Source organism: Variovorax ureilyticus (assembly GCF_037889935.1).
Lineage (GTDB): Bacteria > Pseudomonadota > Gammaproteobacteria > Burkholderiales > Burkholderiaceae_C > Variovorax > Variovorax ureilyticus.
On sequence record NZ_JBBKZU010000001.1, the window covers coordinates 328,198 to 344,490 of the forward strand.

The window sequence follows — 16,293 nt, forward strand, 5'->3', positions numbered from 1 at the left end:
GACACGCAGTGCGCGAGCCTGGGGGCGAGCTTGTTCTTCAGGCCAGAAGCAATTTGTCGTCGTCGAGCTTCTCGCCGCGGGTGCGCTCGAACATTTCGAGCAGATCGGGCACATCCATGCCCGTGCGTTCCTTGCCAGCGACATCGAGGATGACGCGGCCCTCATGCAGCATCACGGTGCGGCTGCCGTAGTCCAGCGCCTGACGCATGCTGTGCGTGACCATCATCGCCGTGAGCTTGCCGGCCTCGACGATACGCGCGGTGAGCTCCAACACGAAGGCCGCGGTCTTCGGATCGAGCGCCGCCGTGTGCTCGTCGAGCAGCAGGATGCGCGAGGGCTGCAGCGAGGCCATCAGCAGGCTCACCGCCTGTCGCTGGCCGCCCGACAGCAGCCCCATGCGATCGGCCAGCCGGTTCTCCAGGCCGAGGTTGAGGATGCTGAGCTTCTCGCGGAAGAACTCCCGCAGGCTGCGCGTGAGCGACAGGCCGAAGCCGCGGCGCGCGCCCCGCTTCCAGGCCAGCGCCATGTTCTCCTCGATCGTCAGCGCCTCGCAGGTGCCGGCCATCGGGTCCTGGAAGACACGCGCCACGAGGTCCGAGCGCTGCCATGCGGCGCGCCGCGTGACATCCTCGCCGTCGATGTGGATCGAGCCGCGATCGACCAGCAGGTCGCCGCTGACCGCATTCAGGAAGGTCGACTTGCCCGCGCCGTTGGAGCCGATCACGGTGACGAACTGGCCCGTCGGGATCTTCAGGTCCAGCCCGCGCAGCACGCGGTTCTCGATCGGCGTGCCGGGGTTGAAGGTGATTTCGAGACCTTTGGCGTGCAACATCAGCGAACCCCCTTGGCAGCGATCGAAGAAACGGAGTGCGTGGCCGCGCGGCGTGCCGGCAGCTTGCGCTTCCAGGCTGGAACGAGCAGCGCGAACGCAACGAGGACGGCCGTCACCAGGTTCAGGTCCTGGGCCTTCAGGCCGATGAAGTCGCTGTTGAGCGCCAGCGCGATGAAGAAGCGGTAGAGCACCGCACCGAGCACGCAGGCCAGCGTGGTCACGACCAGGCTGCGCGCCGGCAGGATGGTTTCTCCGATGATCACGGCCGCGAGCCCGACCACGATGGTGCCGATGCCCATCGAGATGTCCGCCCCGCCCTGGCTCTGCACGAAGAGCGCACCGGCCAGCGCGACGAGTGCATTCGACAGCGCCAAGCCCGAGATGGTCTGGCGATCGGTCGAGATGCCCTGCGCACGCGCCATGCGCGGATTGCCGCCGGTGGCCCGCATCGCGAGGCCGGCTTCGGAGGCGAAGAACAGGTCCAGCAGCACCTTGGCCGCGACCACGATGACCAGCAGCACCAGCGGCTTGAGCAGGTAGTCCGGCATGCCGCCGAACGACACCATGCTGAACACCGTGGGCTCGTCGATCAGCGCGATGTTGGGCTTGCCCATGACGCGCAGGTTGACCGAGTACAGCGCGATCATCACGAGGATGCTGGCGAGCAGTTGCATGATGCGCAGCCGCACGTTGAGCCACGCGGTGAGCCAGCCGGCCAGCGCGCCGGCCGCGATGGCCGCACCGGTCGCGGCGAAGGGATTCCACCCCGCCACGATCAGCGCCGCCGCGACGGCGCCGCCGAGCGGGAAGCTGCCGTCGACCGTCAGGTCCGGAAAGTTGATGATGCGAAACGACAGGTAGACGCCGAGCGCGACCAATCCGAAGATCAGGCCGATCTCGATCGCACCCAGTGAAGCGATGAGTGACATATCAGTTATTTCCAATAGTGGAAAACGCCGCAACCCATTTCAGGGATACCGCGGAACCGGCTTCGCCGGGCCGCTGGTATCGCCCCCGGTCGGGGGTGGAGAGCGACACGAAGTGCGCGAGCCTGGGGGCGAGTTACCTAATCACGACCTGGGCCGACTTCACGATCTCATCGGAGAGCGTGACGCCCTGCTTCTGCGCCGCACCCGGGTTGACGTGAAGTTCGAAGTTGTCGCTGGTCTGCGAAGCGATCGTGCCCGGCGCCTGGCCTTGCAGGATGCGCACCACGATCTTGCCGGTCTGGTGGCCGATGTCGTAGTAGTTGAGGCCCAGCGCCGCGACCGCGCCGCGCTTGACGGCGTCGGTGTCGGCAGCCACGACCGGGATCTTGGCCTGCTGGGCCACCTTCACGATGCCCTCGAAGGCGGACATCACGTTGTTGTCGGTCGGCGCGTAGATCACGTCCACCTTGCCCACCAGGCTCTGCGCGGCGCTCGCCACGTCGACGGTGCGGGCGGCGGCGCCTTCCACCAGCGTGAGGCCGGCGGCCGGCGTCGCCTTCTTCAGCGCCTCGACGATCGCGACCGAGTTGGCCTCGCCCGGGCTGTAGATCACGCCCACGCGCTTGGCGGTGGGCACGACGCGCTTGATGAGCGCCAGGTGCTTGTCCAGCGGCGAGAGGTCCGACACGCCGGTCACGTTGGTGCCGGAGGCGTCCCAGCTCTTCACCAGCTTGGCCGCCACAGGATCGGTCACCGCGCTGTAGACCACCGGGATGTCCTTGCTCGCCGCGACCACGGCCTGCGCCGAGGGCGTGGCGATCGCGACGATCACGTCCGGGCGCTCGCCGACGTACTTGCGCGCGATCTGCGCGGCGGTGCCGTTGTTGCCTTGGGCGCTTTGGAATTCGTACTTCAGGTTCCTGCCGGCCTCGAAGCCGGCGGACTTCAACTCATCCTTGACGCCGTCGCGCACCGCGTCGAGCGCCTTGTGTTCGACGATCGAGGTGACGGCCACCGAGACCGTCTTGTCGGAGGCGTGGCTGGGAGCGGCGGCGCCGGCGAGCGCGAAGGCGAGAAGACCGAGGGCGGAACGCACGAAAGAATGTTTCACGTTGAAGTCCTGATGGGAAATAGTCGAGTAGGTTTCAATTCAGGAAAGCGCTCCGTCATGAGAGCCTCTTGAGCCGCATCGAATCGCTGCTTTCCAGGTCGAGAAGTGTGAGCTTCCGCGGGAAAAATCTGCTTTCATCGCAGACCCGGGCGAACCCTCGGGCGAGAAATAGAATTTCTCTTCCACGTCAAATGAGGAGAAGATCTTGTACGAAGCCGATCTGGACCGTATCGACCGCAAAATCCTGGGCTTCCTGCAGGAGCACGGCAGAGCATCGAACTTGGAGCTGGCCGAGGCCGCCGGCCTGTCGCCCGCGCAGTGCCACCGCCGCCACAAACGCCTGGAAGAAGCCGGCTACATCGCCCGTTACGAGACCCGGCTGGCCCCTGCCCGGCTCGACCTCCACGTGGTCGCCTTCATCCTCGTGGCGATGGAAAAGGGCCACATCCGCGACCTGTCGAAGTTCACCAACGTGGTGACCGACTTGCCGGAAGTGCTGGAGTGCTACTCGATCACCGGCGACTACGACTTCGTCATGAAGGTCATCGCGCGCGACCTGAAGGGGCTGTCGCAGTTCCTGATCGAGAAGCTGATGCGGCTGCCGGGCGTGGACGGCGTGCGCTCCAGCGTGTGCCTGGACGAGTTCAAGTGCACGAGCGCGCTTCCTCTGCCGGAGTGAGTATCACGCCGATGGCAACGCCACCTTGACGCGCAAGCCGCCTATACTGACTCGCCTCATCAGTGGGATTTCGGAGGTGAAGTGCCCGCCCGCGTAACGCAGCCATCGCGACCGCGCTCCCACGTATGTCGCAGGGCATGATTTGCGTTGCGTGCGGGTTCGGCTCGCCAGCGGAGTTCCGCTACTGCGGTCAGTGCGGGCAGCCTTTGTCCAGCATCTCGCCGGCACGGCTGTCCGAGGACCCCATGCTCGCCCCCCTCGCGACGCACCGAGAGCGACGGCAACTGACGATCCTGTTCTGCGACCTCGTCGATTCAACGGCACTGTCCGCACGCATGGATGCCGAGGACTTCGGCGAATTGATCGCGGCCTATTTCGAACTCTGCAACTCGACATTCAAGCGCTACCGGGCCTACGTCGACCGCGAGGAAGGCGATTCTCTGCGTGTCTATTTCGGATACCCGACTGCGCACGACGACGATGCGCAACGCGCTGTATTTGCAGCGCTGGAGATCATCTCGGCAGTCGCGCAGCTCGGGGATCGGCTGGGCTGTCGCCTCAGCGTGCACATCGGCATCGATACCGGCGAAGTGGTCGCGGGTGAACCGGATATCGGCGGGCATCCAAGTCCGCGCGTCATTGGGCAGACACCGAACGTTGCAAAGCGACTGCAGGATCTTGCCCCACCGGGCAACCTGTATGTCAGCGCGACGACCGTCCGCATGGTTGAACACCGGTTCGAAGTTCAGCCGCTTGGCCCGCTCAATCTGAAGGGACTACCCCGACCCGTCAAGGTATTCCGGATCCTCCGGCAGCGCAGCCCTTCCAGCACTGTCGAACGGTTCGACGGTCGGGCGCTTGTGCCCCTGGTCAGCCGCGGCGAAGAACTCAGCTTGTCCGAGCAACGATGGAAACTCGCATGCCAGGGACAAGGACAGGTCGTCTTGATCCGGGGTGAACCCGGCATTGGCAAGTCACGTCTGCTGCACGCGTTTCTCTCGCGGCTCGACAGAACAGGCAGCCGCGTGTTGATCACTCAGTGTCAGGAGCAGTTCGCCAACAGTGTTCTGTATCCGCTGATAGACCTGCTGCAACGCGACCTCGGCCTTGGTCGCGAACGGTCGGCCGCAGAGCAGGCCGCGGCGCTGCGCATCGCTTTTGCGTCCGGCCGCGTGCCGGCCCCCGATGCTTTGCCCCTCATCGGGAATCTGCTCGCGCTCCCAATGGAAAGCGTGCCCGTCGTGGAAGACTCTGCCAGAGCGCAACGAGAGCGGACGCTCGAATGGCTCATTCAATGGGTGCTCGGGACGGATACCGGCGTACCTGTCGCACTGGTCATCGAGGATCTGCATTGGGCCGATGCATCGACGCTGGATTTTCTCGGCCTGATCCTGGAGCGGGTTCGCTCGCGCAGAGTGCTTGTCCTGTTGACCTATCGCCCCGAATTTCTTCCCCCCTGGCGCGCCCAGGCCTGGTTCGATGAACTGGCACTTTCGAGGCTCAGCCTGCCGCAGGCACGCATCATGGCGCAGAGCGTTGCCGGGGCGGCAGCACTGCCCGAGGAGGTTCTTCAGCGCATTGCCGATCGCAGCGACGGAGTCCCGTTGTTCATCGAGGAACTCACGAAGATGCTGCTTGAAGCGCGCAGCAGCGAGGAGTGGGAGTCCTTGTCGTCGCAGTCCGATGCCGCCTCGCTGAGCATTCCCGAAACCCTGCGCGGTTCCCTGACCGCCCGACTCGACTACTTGAACGTATCGAAATCGATTGCCCAACTGGCGTCAGTGCTTGGCCACGAGTTCAGCTATGCGCTGATCCGGCTGGTGTCGGACATGGACGACGATCGACTGCAGCAGGCGATCGAGGAACTGGTCGACGCCGAACTGCTGTTCCAGCGGGGCCTGCCGCCCAACGCGACCTTCGCGTTCAAACACGTGCTCGTGCAGGAAGCGGCCTACCTGTCGCTGTTGAAGGGTCGGCGCGCCGACTACCACCTGCGCGCGGCGACCGTCCTGGTCGCGCATTTCGAAGACTTGATCGATCGCCACCCGGAGCTGGCCGCTCGCCACTTTGCGGCAGCGGGCAAGCCCGAATCCGCCTGCGACTTCTGGTTTCGCGCCGGACAGCGTGCGCTGGAAGCTTCGGCAGACGTCGAGGCGGCTGCCCACTTGCGGCTGGCTCTGCAACAGCTGGAGTTGCTTCCCGATCGAGATCGACAGGTCGCCAGGGAGGTCAAGTGCCTCACGACACTCGGCTCGGCGCTTACTGCCAGTCATGGCTATGCCGCGCCGGAAGTCGAAGAAGCATTTGCCCGCGCGCGCTCCCTCTGCCAATCGCTTGGCGACACGGAGCAGCTGTACGCCGCTCTGATGGGACTGCATGGCTTCTACCAGGTGCGTGGGATGCTGCGGCCCGCTGTCGCGCTGGGCCTCGACCTCGTCGCCATCGCCGAGGAGAGGGGCGACCCGCTCTGGCGCGCCCAATCGCACCGCTGCCTGGGCTGGTCGCTCTTCTGCAATGGTCAAATCAAGGCCGGTGCCGAGCACCTCTCCATCGTCCTGGCGCTCTTCGATCCAATACAGGCTCGGGAACATGTACGCACGCAGGGCGCTCACCCCTGGGTTGTCGGATTCGTCAATACGGCCCTGCTTGAATGTCTCGCCGGCAATCCGGATCGCGCACTAAAGAGCAGTCGCGAAGGATTGGACCTTGCCCGCGAACTCCAGATGCCGCTTCCTCTGGCGTATGCCCTCGTCATGTCGGCCAAGGTCCGTTGCCTGCTAAACGAGCCTGAACACGCACTCGAACTGGCCATGGAAGGCAGGGAGCTTGCCTTGAAGCACGGCATGCCCTACTGGTCCTCATGGGGTTCGATCCTGCAGGGCTGGGCCCTCGTACAGCTCGGACAGCATGCGACCGGGTTTTCGGCCCTGCAAGAGGGCCTGACGGCCTACAGGGCAACGGGCTCCAAGCTGTTCGAGGCCTCGTCGCTCGCGCTACTCGCAGAATGCTACGCAGCCACGGGGGATCCCGGCCGTGCGCTCGAAACGATAGGCCTCGCCCTCGACAATTCACTGGTGGCTGACGGGTACTTCTACACCCCCGAACTACGCCGGCTTCAGGGTCAACTCCTGCATGCGACAGGCGCCGACATATCGCTTGCCCGACTCGCAACGCTCAACGCACTTGAACTTGCGCGCGCCCAGGGGGCTGGAAGCGTCGAAAGGCGCGCGGTCGAGCAGCTTCGCCTGTTCGGCGCGCACGCCGGATCGACTTAGGGAAGCGGTTGCGCGCCGCTCATGTCCACGATATAGCGGAGATCCGCCAGCGCACCGGCGCTCACGGCGCTGATCACATTGCTCCCGCCGACAGTCCCCACGCCAACGGTGGGATCGTCCAGCCTGGGGGACATGATTTCGTGCTTCAACTCGTCCTCGCTCCAGTGGAAAGCCCGAGTCGATCCCACATACTCGGTATCCAGAGGAACCTCCGGAGAGCCCCCCCCTTTGACCAACCCGTACGCGTCTCGGGCATGTTGACCGATATACATGGCCACCTTGCTGCGCTTCATGGTCACCGCGCCCGAACCGCCCGTCGTGGATTGGCTCGCTGGATCGATACGGACCAGCACCGGCCCCTGCCCTTGCCCTTCCCAACTCGTACCGATGCCCAGTACATGGCCGATTTCATGAACGATCGAATCGAAGAAGCGCTCCCTGTCGTTCAGGAGATTGTCCAGATCACTGAGGTCCACCTGCATCTTGGCTGCGTAGGGAAAAGGTATGAGCTGCGACGCTGACACGGCAGTTCGGAGTATCTGATCTCCAGGGACTCGAGCAACCGCATCGGCGGCGTTGCCCCTGAAGTGCTGGAAGCTCACTTCGATCTTCAGCTCCGTGAACGCAGATCCATCCGGCAGTTGCAAACCGTCGGGCCAGCCCTTGACTACATAACCCCATTGCACGCCGGCATCCTCGAAGTAAAGACGCTTGATGCGCTCGATCTGGTCGGGCGGCATGGCAGGCAGGCTTGCGTAGCTCCAGTTGATCTTGAACGGGATCATGGCGCGCCCTCAAGGAATCGCCAGTTCGTTGCGCGCCTGATAGGTCACGTCCCAGAACGCGCTGTTGATCGGGAGCGAGCTCAGATTGATGTAGTTGCGCGCCTGGCCGAGACGATGGTCCGTCGCGTTCGGATCGCGACACCAGTAGCCGCGCAGCGTCTTGACAAAGGCGAAGAACGGTTGCGAGCCCTGCAACGCCGGAAGCAGGTACGTTTGCTCGGCCGCCTCGTCGATCAAGCCCCACATCGTCTGGTATCGCGGCGCACCCGTATCGATGTGAAGATACGTCCCGAGGTAGGCAACGTTGCTGCTCGTCAAGGTGCTGCAAAGATTCGCCATGCCCACCTCATGCGTGGCCAGCCAACTGTGAAGGCCGTCAAGATCCTTCAATGGAACGCCGTAGCTCCAGACGAGCATGACCGCCGCCTCGGGCCTGAATGCCGTCACTGAACTGGTCGTCGGCGTCCATTTGATGTTGGACCGGATCTCAGGGACAAAGACATCGGCGCTCGGCGACGCGCCGGCGGCACCCGCGCGAACAAGCTTCTTGGCGGCTTCGAGAGATTTGCGATCGGTCATGATGCTTCCTTCTCCGTGGGTTGACGCAAGAGGATCCCCTTACCTTCGAGGTCCTCGATGATGAATCGCACGTCTGGCGCATCGCCCGCACCCGCGCCCTGCTCCGCATACACCTCGCGAAAGTCGGCTTCCAGTGCGTCCCGGTCTTGCCCGTCGCAGAGTTCCAGGAGCAGCCACGCCGCTGCGTTCAACGTGTAGAGCTTCGGCCGATCCGGCGTGAAGACCAGGCAATAGCCCAATTCGGGCACTGGCCGAACGCGCAGATCAGGGGCTCGCCTGTAGCAAGCGGATAGGGAGGACATCGAGTTTCACTCCGCGGTTGCTGTGATGACAGAACGGATCGGGTGCGGTCCATCTACCGTGGAAGGCGTAGGCTGTCGAACGGCATCCTCCACGCGTGCCCTCGGCGCTGTGGCAATCGCTGCAACAGGATTGCTCGACACGCCCCGATCGCAATTGACGATACAGCGCGTTGTCGTGCCATGTATCCAGGAATTCGGTCGAACGGATGTTTCCGAAATTCACGTACTCGCGCAGATAGGGGCAACCGATCGAATCGCCGCGTGCATTTACGGTGGCTGCCTGCCAGCAGCAATTGGCGTCGTTGGGGTGCCACGATTGCATGAGCTTGAGCCCTTCCGGCGGCCGCAGTCCGGCCACAGCGGCCTCCTGCTCTTCCAGAGACAGGGCCAGTTCGCTCCAGCGCCGTTTGGCCCGGCCCAAGGGATAGAGGCGCAACAGCCCCACCCGCTCCGCGCCGAGAGCCTTGGCAAGTTGCAGGTACTCCGGCAACTCGTCGACATTCCGGCGGTGCATGATGATCAGCATGTCGACGGGGACACCTACGCCTACGAGATGTCGCACCGCTTCGCAGGATTTGTCAAAGCTGCCGGTCGAACCGGTCAGCGCGTCGTGCGTTCGGGAACTGGCGCCCATGACATCCACAAAGACGCGACCGACTCCGAAGCCCTTCCAGCGCTCGGCCGCGGCGCCATCGAGAACCGTGCCGTGGGTGCGCACCATGGTCATGAGCTTGCGTGCGCAATGCGCGAGCAGACGCTCGAATCCCGATTTCAACGCAGGCTCGCCGCCCTCGATATAGAGCTCGATGAAGTCGTTGGCAACGAGATAGTCCACGAACGCGATCCATTCGTCGATATCGAGTTCTTCAGGCGAGGCGTCCCGGGTGCAGTCGGCATAGCAATGGACGCAGTCGAGATTGCAGGTGTCCGTGAGAGACACAGTCATCTTGGGTGGCGTGACGAATTGGGGCTGCATACGTCAGTACCTTCGAGTTCTTGAACTTGCCGATCCCAACCGGCTCGTACCCGCCGGCGACGGCAATTCTGTCCCTGCCCGACCGGAAGTCAATCCACAATCCGAGGGATGCACCGCGTTGACGTGTACGCGGCGCAGATGCGCGATCACCAGCGCAAGAAGCGGCGACCGATCAGCACCCCCACCGCCGCTGGCAGCGAGATTCCGAGCACGTACCAGACTGCAAAGAACGGCGCCGCCAGTTCCACGCAGTGCAGCGCGTAGACCGCGGCTCCTGTCCCGCCGGCCATCAAGCCGGCGGCAGCGCCCGCCAGCGCTGGCCGCGTCGACGCCAGCCCCTTGAGCGCGACGAGTGCCGCGACGAAAACCGGCAACGCCACGAAAGCGATGTTGGCCGTGCAGGTCCGCCACGTCTGCCCCATGACCAATGCAGGGCGCTCCCCGGCGGGCGCCGACACCAGCACGTAGGCTGCGAGGCTCCAGACCACGACGACCGGCACAGCCAGCCCGATCCATGCCTTGCGGATCCGCACGCCCGGCCGCGCCAAGCGCTCGGTCATCAGGTAGGCGCCGGCCGCGATGCAGATCGGGAACAGCAGCCGAACCCAGAACATCGGCAGCGCCATCACCTCCATCAGGTCGCGCCGCGGGCCATACGCCAGCAGCATGATGACGAAGGACAGCGGCAGTCCGACCAGCAGAGCGGTCGACAGCCGCCGGCTCGCGACATGCTTCGGCACCGGCGTCGCGCTGGCGGCCAGCATCGAGATCAGGTCGTCGGTCTTCATCAGATCGCCTCCTTGATCTTCAGCGCGAGCGCCTTCAGGCCGCGATGGATGCCCACCTTGACCGCCGACTCGGACATGCCGGTGAGCTTGGCGGTCTCCGCGACCGAAAGCCCTTCGAGCTTGACGTGGACGATCGGCAGGCGGTGCCGGTCCGGCAAGGTGTCGAGCAGGCCGGCCAGGTCCCGCCGCGCATCGCTGGCCTCGTTGGCCGATTCGGCGAAGACCGCGAGTTCATCGTCCAGCGGATCGTGCAGCGCTTCGCGCGCGGACTTGGCGCGCAGCAGGTCGATCATCTTGTAGCGCGCGATCGCATGCACCCACGCCGTCAGCGGCTGGTCGCTCTGGTAGGTATGACGCTGGTTGTGCATGGCGAGCAGGCATTCCTGAACGAGATCTTCCACTTCATCGGGCCAACCGAAGAGCCGCCTGGCCAGGTACGCACGAAGGTGCACGCTGAGCTTCTGCAAGAAGGCGCGATACGCCGCCTCGTCGCCATCCAGCCCGCGCACGAACAGGTCGCGCAGTGCGAATTCGGCCTCGGTCCTTGCCAACGGGGTCCCTTGGGTCATTCGTGCTTTCGGCTCCGCCGGTTACAGCCCGGTGCAAAAAAAGAAATCCGGCGGATTGTGCCCCGTCCTGTAACTGCGCGAGAGCAGGCCGCGAAGTAGAGACGACCGCGCCGCATGGCGTGGTTGAAACCCTCACTCAACCACTGGAGCAGTTCATGATCACTCGTCCCCTCGCAATCACCGCCCTCGCGCTCGGCGCCCTCGCCGCCTCTTCGGCCATGGCGCAGGACAAGAAGCCGATGGAAGACTCGATGGCCAAGGTCGAGAAGTGCTACGGCGTCTCGATGGCAGGCAAGAACGACTGCGCGGCGGGCCCCGGCACCACCTGTGCCGGCACGTCGAAGGTCGACTACCAGGGCAATTCGTGGAAGAACGTGCCGGCCGGCACCTGCACCTCGATCAAGACGCCCAAAGGCATGGGCTCGCTCACGTCGATGAAGTCCTGATGGCGCGTCGGGAGGCCACCACCATGTCCGGCACGATCACCGCGGGGCTCGGGCTCAAGCCGCAACACTTCGATGCGGCGCTGGCCGATCGAAGCGGTGGCCTGTGGTTCGAGGTGCATCCAGAGAACTACATGGTGGCGGGCGGCCCGCGCCTGGGCTGGCTCGATGCGATTCGCGCACGACACCCGTTGTCGCTGCACGGCGTGTCGCTGTCGCTCGCCGGCGATGCCGAGCCGGATGCAGCGCACCTGCAGCGGCTGGAGGCGCTCGTGCAGCGCATCGAGCCGGCGCTGGTGTCGGAGCATCTCGCATGGTCGTCGTGGCACGGGCAGCATTTCCCCGACCTGCTGCCCTTCCCCCGAACGAGCGAGGCACTGCGCCGCGTTGCGCGCAACATCGAATGCACGCAGGAGCGGTTGAGGCGGCCGATCGCCATCGAGAACCCCTCCCACTACCTGCGCCTCGATGGGCACACGTGGGACGAGATCGAGTTTCTCGCCGAGCTGGCGCGACGAACCGGATGCTCGTTGCTGCTGGACATCAACAACGTGCATGTCGCGGCATCCAATCTCGGGTATGCGCCGGACGAATGGATCGACCGCTTTCCGGCGGCGCTCGTTGCCGAGATCCACCTGGCTGGTCACAGCCGCGATCCGGCACTCGGCGACGCGCTGCTCATCGATTCGCATGACGCGCCGATCGCGCCCGAAGTCTGGACGCTGTACCGCCGCTTCATCGAACGGGCGGGTCCGCGTCCGACCCTCATCGAGCGTGACGGCAACGTGCCGGCCTTCGACGTGCTCATGACCGAGCGGCAGCAGGCCCACGCGATGCTGCATCGCTCGAAGCAACCGGACGAGGCCTGCGCATGACCCGCTCTCTCGGCCAGTTCCAATCGGCCTTCGCCGCGGCGCTGCTGGCGTCCGGTGACATCACGGACGACGCGATGCAGGCGCTCGCCGCCCAGCCGGCCTTTGCCGTCTACCGCAACACGGTGATGAAAGGCTGCATCGACGCGCTCGAATCCAACTTTCCCACCGTCGCGCGGCTCGTCGGCAGCGAGTGGTTCCGCGCGGCCGCGGCCGTGCACGTGGCCGCCGAACCGCCATGCGACGGCCGGCTCCTGCACTACGGCGACAGCTTCGAAGCCTTTCTCGCGCGCTTCGAGCCCACCTCCGAACTCGTGTACCTGCCCGGCGTCGCGCGGCTCGATGCGATGTGGTGCCAGGCGCATATCGCTGCGGACGCCGAACCGCTCGACGCGGCCCAGCTCGCGCGCTGCGAACCCGAGGCACTGGCAGGGCTCGTCCTACCGCTCCATCCCGCCGCGCGCTGGGCATGGTTCGCGGACCATCCGGTGCCCAGCATCTGGTTGCGCAATCGAGCGGGCGACGCCAGCCACGCCAGCGAAGACATCGCGTGGCATGGCGAAGGCGCCCTCCTCACACGGCCGCGCGACGCCGTTCAGGCCATCACGCTCGATGAAGCGGGCTGCGCCTTCCTCGAGGCCTGCGCGTGCGGCCTGCCGCTCGCCGACGCGGCTGAGCAGGCGTTGCGCGCGACCCCCGATGCCGACCTCGCAGCCATCCTCGAAACCCTGCTGCGCGCCGGCGCCTTTGCGTCCCTTGTCGTCCACCCCTGCACCGAAAGCACACCATGAACACCCATCCCGCCATTCCCCGGCATGAAGTCGCGCGCGAAAACCAGGGCGTGCGCGCACACTGGAACAGACTGGCCGCCTGGCTCACGCGCATCGTGTCGCACGACGTGCTCGCGCTGGCGAGCCGCTTCGGCATCGCGGCGATCTTCTTCATGTCCGGGCGCACGAAGGTCCAGGGCGTTCTCACGCTCACCGAAGGAGCCTACGAGTTGTTCCGAACCGAATACAGGCTCCCGCTGGTTCCACCGGAGATCGCCGCCCATCTCGCGGCCTACGCGGAGCATCTCTTCCCGGTGCTGCTCGTGCTCGGTCTCTTCACGCGGCTGTCGGCGCTGGCTCTCCTTGGCATGACGCTGGTCATCGAGGTCTTCGTCTATCCCGACGCATGGCCCACCCACCTGTCGTGGGCCGCCGTGCTGCTCTACCTGATCGGACGCGGCGGCGGCACGTTCGCGCTGGACCGACCGTTGCGCATTGCCTGAGCTGCTCCGGCACACGCCGCAGCCCTACGGCGAATGGCGTATGCCCCGGCTTGCCAGTTGCGGGAGCCCTCGATACATTGTGTTTTTTGAGGGCCTGCAATGTCTGTCGACACCGTTCCGACTCCTTCTTCTCCCGCTTTTTCATCCGCGTCTACCGAGCCCTCACCTGACGCCACGACCGCCCCGGCACCCGGACCGCAGGCGTCACGCAAGCACATCCGACTGACGTCGCACACCGGACTCTCCGGCGCGCTGCCCGTCCAGTGGGGCGCAGCAACGCCTGCCGAGCGCGGGCCGGTGGTCGGCACCACCACCAAGCGCGCTCACCGCAACGTGATCGGCACGCACAGCGGTTCCTACAGCGTTTATCGCGCCCTGGCCGTGGCTGCCGGCGCGCTGTCGCCGAGCCACAAGGCCGACCTCACCAACACCGCGCCCACCGATGCGATCGGCCCCTATCCGCAGTGGAGCGAACCGGGCCGCATCGTCTCGCTCGATCCTTGGGGCGCAGTGGTCGCGGACGTCTTCGCGACCGAACTCGCGGCCGGCTACGACATCCGCCCCACCATCGCGATCACCAAGGCGCACGTCATCCTTCCGGAAGTCATCGAGGCGCTGCAAAAGGGCCGCCTCGAGGCCGACGGCAAGTTCCTCACGCCGGGCGGCGCGGCCATGGTCACCAAGGCGGCGATCGAACCCGTGTGGTATCTGCCGGGCGTTGCCAAACGCTTCGGCTGCTCCGAGACCGACCTGCGCCGCGTGCTCTTCGAGGAGACCGGCGGCATGTACCCCGAACTCGTGACGCGCTCCGACCTGGAGGTGTTCCTGCCGCCCATCGGCGGGCAGACGCTCTACATCTTCGGCAACCCGCGCGATCTCGCGAACCCGGAGGTCGAACTCACCGCGCGCATCCATGACGAGTGCAACGGCTCGGACGTCTTCGGTTCCGACATCTGCACCTGCCGGCCCTACCTCACGCATGCCATCGAAGAGTGCATCCGCGGCGCACAGCGTGGCGGCGTGGGCCTGATCGCCTACTCGCGCAAGGAAGGCCGCGCGCTCGGCGAGGTCACCAAGTTCCTGGTCTACAACGCCCGCAAGCGCCAGGTCGGCGGCGACACCGCCGATCAGTATTTCGCCCGCACCGAATGCGTGGCCGGCGTGCAGGACATGCGCTTCCAGGAGCTGATGCCCGACGTCTTCCACTGGCTCGGCATCCGCAAGATCCATCGCCTCGTCTCGATGAGCAACATGAAGTTCGACGCCATCGTCGGCTCCGGCATCGAGATCGGCGAGCGCATCAACATCCCCGACGAACTGATCCCCGCCGACGCGCGCGTGGAGATGGACGCCAAGATGGCGGCCGGCTACTTCACGCCGGGGGTGGTGCCCGATGCCGAGGAACTCAAGAAGGCCAAGGGCCGAGGGCTCGACCAATGAGCAAAGACAACTACGGACTCAATCCCGACCGGCCGACGCGCAATGCAGCCGTGCAAAGCGCGGATGACCAGGGTCATGTCGATCCCACCGTCGAGTTCGATCTGGACACCGACCAGCCCGCCGGCGCCGCGGCCTTCCTGCGCACCACCACCGCGATCCGCAGCCGCGCGGCCATGCTGCTCGCGCGTGCTCGGGCCGGCGAATCGCAGTGGTTCACCATCGGCAACGCCGATGCGCTCGAAGATACCGCGCGCACGATCGGCGAAGTCACGCGCGACCGCTATCCCTGGAACCCGATCCCCTATCACAGCCGCTGGCGGCACTTCGAGGCGGGCGGCATCAACCGCGTGAAGATGCTGGACGATCTGCTGGGTCCGATCGACGCCACCCAGCGCGCCCGCGCGCACATCGACCTGGTGCTGGTGAGCGTCCTGCTCGATGCCGGTGCCGGCGCCGACTGGCACTACGTCGAGCCGGCCACCGGCCAGCGCTACACCCGATCCGAAGGCCTCGGCGTCGCGAGCTTCCATGCGTTCACGAGCGGTTTGTTCTCGTCGAACCCGAAACACCCGTTCCAGGCCGACGCCGCCGGATTGCGCGCCCTGGTCACCGACCGGCTCGGCGACGCCTTCCAGGTCAGTTCCTTCAATCCGCTGGTCGGCCTCACGGGCCGCGCCATGCTGCTGCGCCGACTCGGCGAGGCGATGAGCGAGCAGCCGGAGTACTTCGGCGACGACGGCCGGCCCGGCGGCATCTTCGATGCATTGGTCGCGCCCTACGGCCCGGTCGCTCCACCCACCGCCGAGATCCGGGCGCATGACATCCTTTCGCTGCTGCTCGATTCGCTCTCCGCGATCTGGCCGACATCCAACGCGGTCGACAGCATCGCGGCCGATGGCAGCGACGCGGTCGGCACCGGCGACCCCGCCTTTGCCCTGGGCGACTGCTGGCGCCACAGCGCGGTGCAAGGGCCGGGACTGACCAACGGCTGGATGCCCTTCCACAAACTCTCGCAGTGGCTCACCTACTCGCTGCTCGAACCCTTCGAATGGGCGGGCGTGAAGGTGCGACATGTCGATGCGCTGACGGCGCTGCCCGAGTACCGCAACGGCGGCCTGCTGATCGACAGCGGGCTGATCGTGCCGAAGGACCCGGCCTTTCTCGAACGCGAATGGAAGGTCGGCGACGAATTCATCGTCGAATGGCGCGCGTTGACGATCGCCCTGCTCGACGAGCTGCTGCCCGTGGTGCGCAAGGTGCTCGGCAAGAAGGACGACGAGCTGCCGCTCGCACGCATGCTCGAAGGCGGTACCTGGGCCGCCGGACGCGTGATGGCACAGCGCTTGCGTGAAGGTGCGCCACCCTTGCGGATCGTGAGCGACGGCACCGTCTTCTAGACTTCGACACCATTTCTTCACAACGACAAGAGCGCCACGGCGC

General features: G+C 65.5%; 17 protein-coding genes. 8 read left to right on the top strand and 9 right to left on the bottom strand.

Annotated elements, in window-relative coordinates; translation table 11 throughout:
• Window positions 1–37: 37 nt before the first annotated feature.
• The 3 genes from WKW77_RS01625 to WKW77_RS01635 form a co-directional block, all read right to left on the bottom strand.
• On the bottom strand, window positions 38–832 hold the full coding sequence (locus tag WKW77_RS01625; RefSeq protein ID WP_340355080.1) for an ABC transporter ATP-binding protein: 795 nt from the start codon (window positions 830–832) through the stop codon (window positions 38–40).
• Complete coding sequence (locus WKW77_RS01630; protein ID WP_340355081.1) at window positions 832–1,761, bottom strand: ABC transporter permease; 930 nt, start codon at window positions 1,759–1,761, stop codon at window positions 832–834. Before WKW77_RS01630 ends, WKW77_RS01625 begins: the two co-directional genes overlap by 1 nt.
• Before the next feature lie 133 nt (window positions 1,762–1,894).
• A complete protein-coding gene (locus WKW77_RS01635; RefSeq protein WP_340355082.1) occupies window positions 1,895–2,872 on the bottom strand; it encodes an ABC transporter substrate-binding protein in 978 nt (325 codons plus the stop codon).
• 205 nt (window positions 2,873–3,077) lie between these two features.
• Here WKW77_RS01635 and WKW77_RS01640 point away from each other — a divergent pair, with 205 nt between their 5' ends.
• Window positions 3,078–3,551: an Lrp/AsnC family transcriptional regulator gene (locus WKW77_RS01640; protein ID WP_340355083.1), complete on the top strand. Its 474-nt coding sequence runs from the start codon at window positions 3,078–3,080 to the stop codon at window positions 3,549–3,551.
• Between the two features lie 245 nt (window positions 3,552–3,796).
• Window positions 3,797–6,826: an AAA family ATPase gene (locus tag WKW77_RS01645; RefSeq protein WP_340355084.1), complete on the top strand. Its 3,030-nt coding sequence runs from the start codon at window positions 3,797–3,799 to the stop codon at window positions 6,824–6,826.
• On the opposite strand, the gene WKW77_RS01650 is transcribed toward WKW77_RS01645, so the two are convergent.
• From WKW77_RS01650 to WKW77_RS01675, 6 genes are all read right to left on the bottom strand, one after another.
• Window positions 6,823–7,611: a hypothetical protein gene (locus WKW77_RS01650; RefSeq protein WP_340355085.1), complete on the bottom strand. Its 789-nt coding sequence runs from the start codon at window positions 7,609–7,611 to the stop codon at window positions 6,823–6,825. The genes WKW77_RS01645 and WKW77_RS01650 overlap by 4 nt on opposite strands.
• Window positions 7,612–7,620: 9 nt before the next feature.
• Window positions 7,621–8,190: a hypothetical protein gene (locus tag WKW77_RS01655; RefSeq protein WP_340355086.1), complete on the bottom strand. Its 570-nt coding sequence runs from the start codon at window positions 8,188–8,190 to the stop codon at window positions 7,621–7,623.
• Window positions 8,187–8,492 (bottom strand): PqqD family protein, encoded by a 306-nt coding sequence (locus WKW77_RS01660; protein WP_340355087.1) that lies wholly within the window; start codon window positions 8,490–8,492, stop codon window positions 8,187–8,189. The genes WKW77_RS01655 and WKW77_RS01660 overlap by 4 nt, the downstream gene beginning before the upstream one ends.
• Window positions 8,455–9,468: a radical SAM protein gene (locus WKW77_RS01665; RefSeq protein ID WP_340355088.1), complete on the bottom strand. Its 1,014-nt coding sequence runs from the start codon at window positions 9,466–9,468 to the stop codon at window positions 8,455–8,457. The genes WKW77_RS01660 and WKW77_RS01665 overlap by 38 nt, the downstream gene beginning before the upstream one ends.
• A gap of 146 nt (window positions 9,469–9,614) precedes the next feature.
• Window positions 9,615–10,256: a DUF1109 domain-containing protein gene (locus WKW77_RS01670; RefSeq protein WP_340355089.1), complete on the bottom strand. Its 642-nt coding sequence runs from the start codon at window positions 10,254–10,256 to the stop codon at window positions 9,615–9,617.
• The gene (locus WKW77_RS01675; protein WP_340355090.1) at window positions 10,256–10,825 is read right to left on the bottom strand and encodes a sigma-70 family RNA polymerase sigma factor; all 570 of its coding nucleotides are present in this window, start codon (window positions 10,823–10,825) and stop codon (window positions 10,256–10,258) included. Before WKW77_RS01675 ends, WKW77_RS01670 begins: the two co-directional genes overlap by 1 nt.
• A 155-nt stretch (window positions 10,826–10,980) precedes the next feature.
• Between WKW77_RS01675 and WKW77_RS01680 the strand changes: the two genes are divergently transcribed.
• The 6 genes from WKW77_RS01680 (at window position 10,981) to WKW77_RS01705 (ending at window position 16,250) form a co-directional block, all read left to right on the top strand.
• Window positions 10,981–11,271: a BufA1 family periplasmic bufferin-type metallophore gene (locus WKW77_RS01680; RefSeq protein ID WP_340355091.1), complete on the top strand. Its 291-nt coding sequence runs from the start codon at window positions 10,981–10,983 to the stop codon at window positions 11,269–11,271.
• Window positions 11,272–11,294: 23 nt separating this feature from the next.
• On the top strand, window positions 11,295–12,143 hold the full coding sequence (bufB, locus tag WKW77_RS01685) for an MNIO family bufferin maturase (protein WP_340355580.1): 849 nt from the start codon (window positions 11,295–11,297) through the stop codon (window positions 12,141–12,143).
• Complete coding sequence (locus WKW77_RS01690; protein ID WP_340355092.1) at window positions 12,140–12,931, top strand: HvfC/BufC family peptide modification chaperone; 792 nt, start codon at window positions 12,140–12,142, stop codon at window positions 12,929–12,931. The genes bufB and WKW77_RS01690 overlap by 4 nt, the downstream gene beginning before the upstream one ends.
• A complete protein-coding gene (locus WKW77_RS01695) occupies window positions 12,928–13,413 on the top strand; it encodes a DoxX family protein (RefSeq protein WP_340355093.1) in 486 nt (161 codons plus the stop codon). Before WKW77_RS01690 ends, WKW77_RS01695 begins: the two co-directional genes overlap by 4 nt.
• A gap of 99 nt (window positions 13,414–13,512) precedes the next feature.
• On the top strand, window positions 13,513–14,853 hold the full coding sequence (locus tag WKW77_RS01700; RefSeq protein ID WP_340355094.1) for a GTP cyclohydrolase II: 1,341 nt from the start codon (window positions 13,513–13,515) through the stop codon (window positions 14,851–14,853).
• Complete coding sequence (locus tag WKW77_RS01705) at window positions 14,850–16,250, top strand: URC4/urg3 family protein (RefSeq protein WP_340355095.1); 1,401 nt, start codon at window positions 14,850–14,852, stop codon at window positions 16,248–16,250. The genes WKW77_RS01700 and WKW77_RS01705 overlap by 4 nt, the downstream gene beginning before the upstream one ends.
• Window positions 16,251–16,293: the final 43 nt, after the last annotated feature.

Excerpts from the sequence above, each read along its gene's own strand:
- WKW77_RS01625 (WP_340355080.1), bottom strand. The coding sequence starts at position 832 with ATGTTGCACGCCAAAGGTCTCGAAATCACCTTCAACCCCGGCACGCCG.
- WKW77_RS01630 (WP_340355081.1), bottom strand. The coding sequence starts at position 1,761 with ATGTCACTCATCGCTTCACTGGGTGCGATCGAGATCGGCCTGATCTTC.
- WKW77_RS01645 (WP_340355084.1), top strand. The coding sequence starts at position 3,797 with ATGCTCGCCCCCCTCGCGACGCACCGAGAGCGACGGCAACTGACGATC.
- WKW77_RS01650 (WP_340355085.1), bottom strand. The coding sequence starts at position 7,611 with ATGATCCCGTTCAAGATCAACTGGAGCTACGCAAGCCTGCCTGCCATG.
- WKW77_RS01655 (WP_340355086.1), bottom strand. The coding sequence starts at position 8,190 with ATGACCGATCGCAAATCTCTCGAAGCCGCCAAGAAGCTTGTTCGCGCG.
- WKW77_RS01660 (WP_340355087.1), bottom strand. The coding sequence starts at position 8,492 with ATGTCCTCCCTATCCGCTTGCTACAGGCGAGCCCCTGATCTGCGCGTT.
- WKW77_RS01665 (WP_340355088.1), bottom strand. The coding sequence starts at position 9,468 with ATGCAGCCCCAATTCGTCACGCCACCCAAGATGACTGTGTCTCTCACG.
- WKW77_RS01670 (WP_340355089.1), bottom strand. The coding sequence starts at position 10,256 with ATGAAGACCGACGACCTGATCTCGATGCTGGCCGCCAGCGCGACGCCG.
- WKW77_RS01675 (WP_340355090.1), bottom strand. The coding sequence starts at position 10,825 with ATGACCCAAGGGACCCCGTTGGCAAGGACCGAGGCCGAATTCGCACTG.
- WKW77_RS01680 (WP_340355091.1), top strand. The coding sequence starts at position 10,981 with ATGATCACTCGTCCCCTCGCAATCACCGCCCTCGCGCTCGGCGCCCTC.
- bufB (WP_340355580.1), top strand. The coding sequence starts at position 11,295 with ATGTCCGGCACGATCACCGCGGGGCTCGGGCTCAAGCCGCAACACTTC.
- WKW77_RS01690 (WP_340355092.1), top strand. The coding sequence starts at position 12,140 with ATGACCCGCTCTCTCGGCCAGTTCCAATCGGCCTTCGCCGCGGCGCTG.
- WKW77_RS01695 (WP_340355093.1), top strand. The coding sequence starts at position 12,928 with ATGAACACCCATCCCGCCATTCCCCGGCATGAAGTCGCGCGCGAAAAC.
- WKW77_RS01700 (WP_340355094.1), top strand. The coding sequence starts at position 13,513 with ATGTCTGTCGACACCGTTCCGACTCCTTCTTCTCCCGCTTTTTCATCC.
- WKW77_RS01705 (WP_340355095.1), top strand. The coding sequence starts at position 14,850 with ATGAGCAAAGACAACTACGGACTCAATCCCGACCGGCCGACGCGCAAT.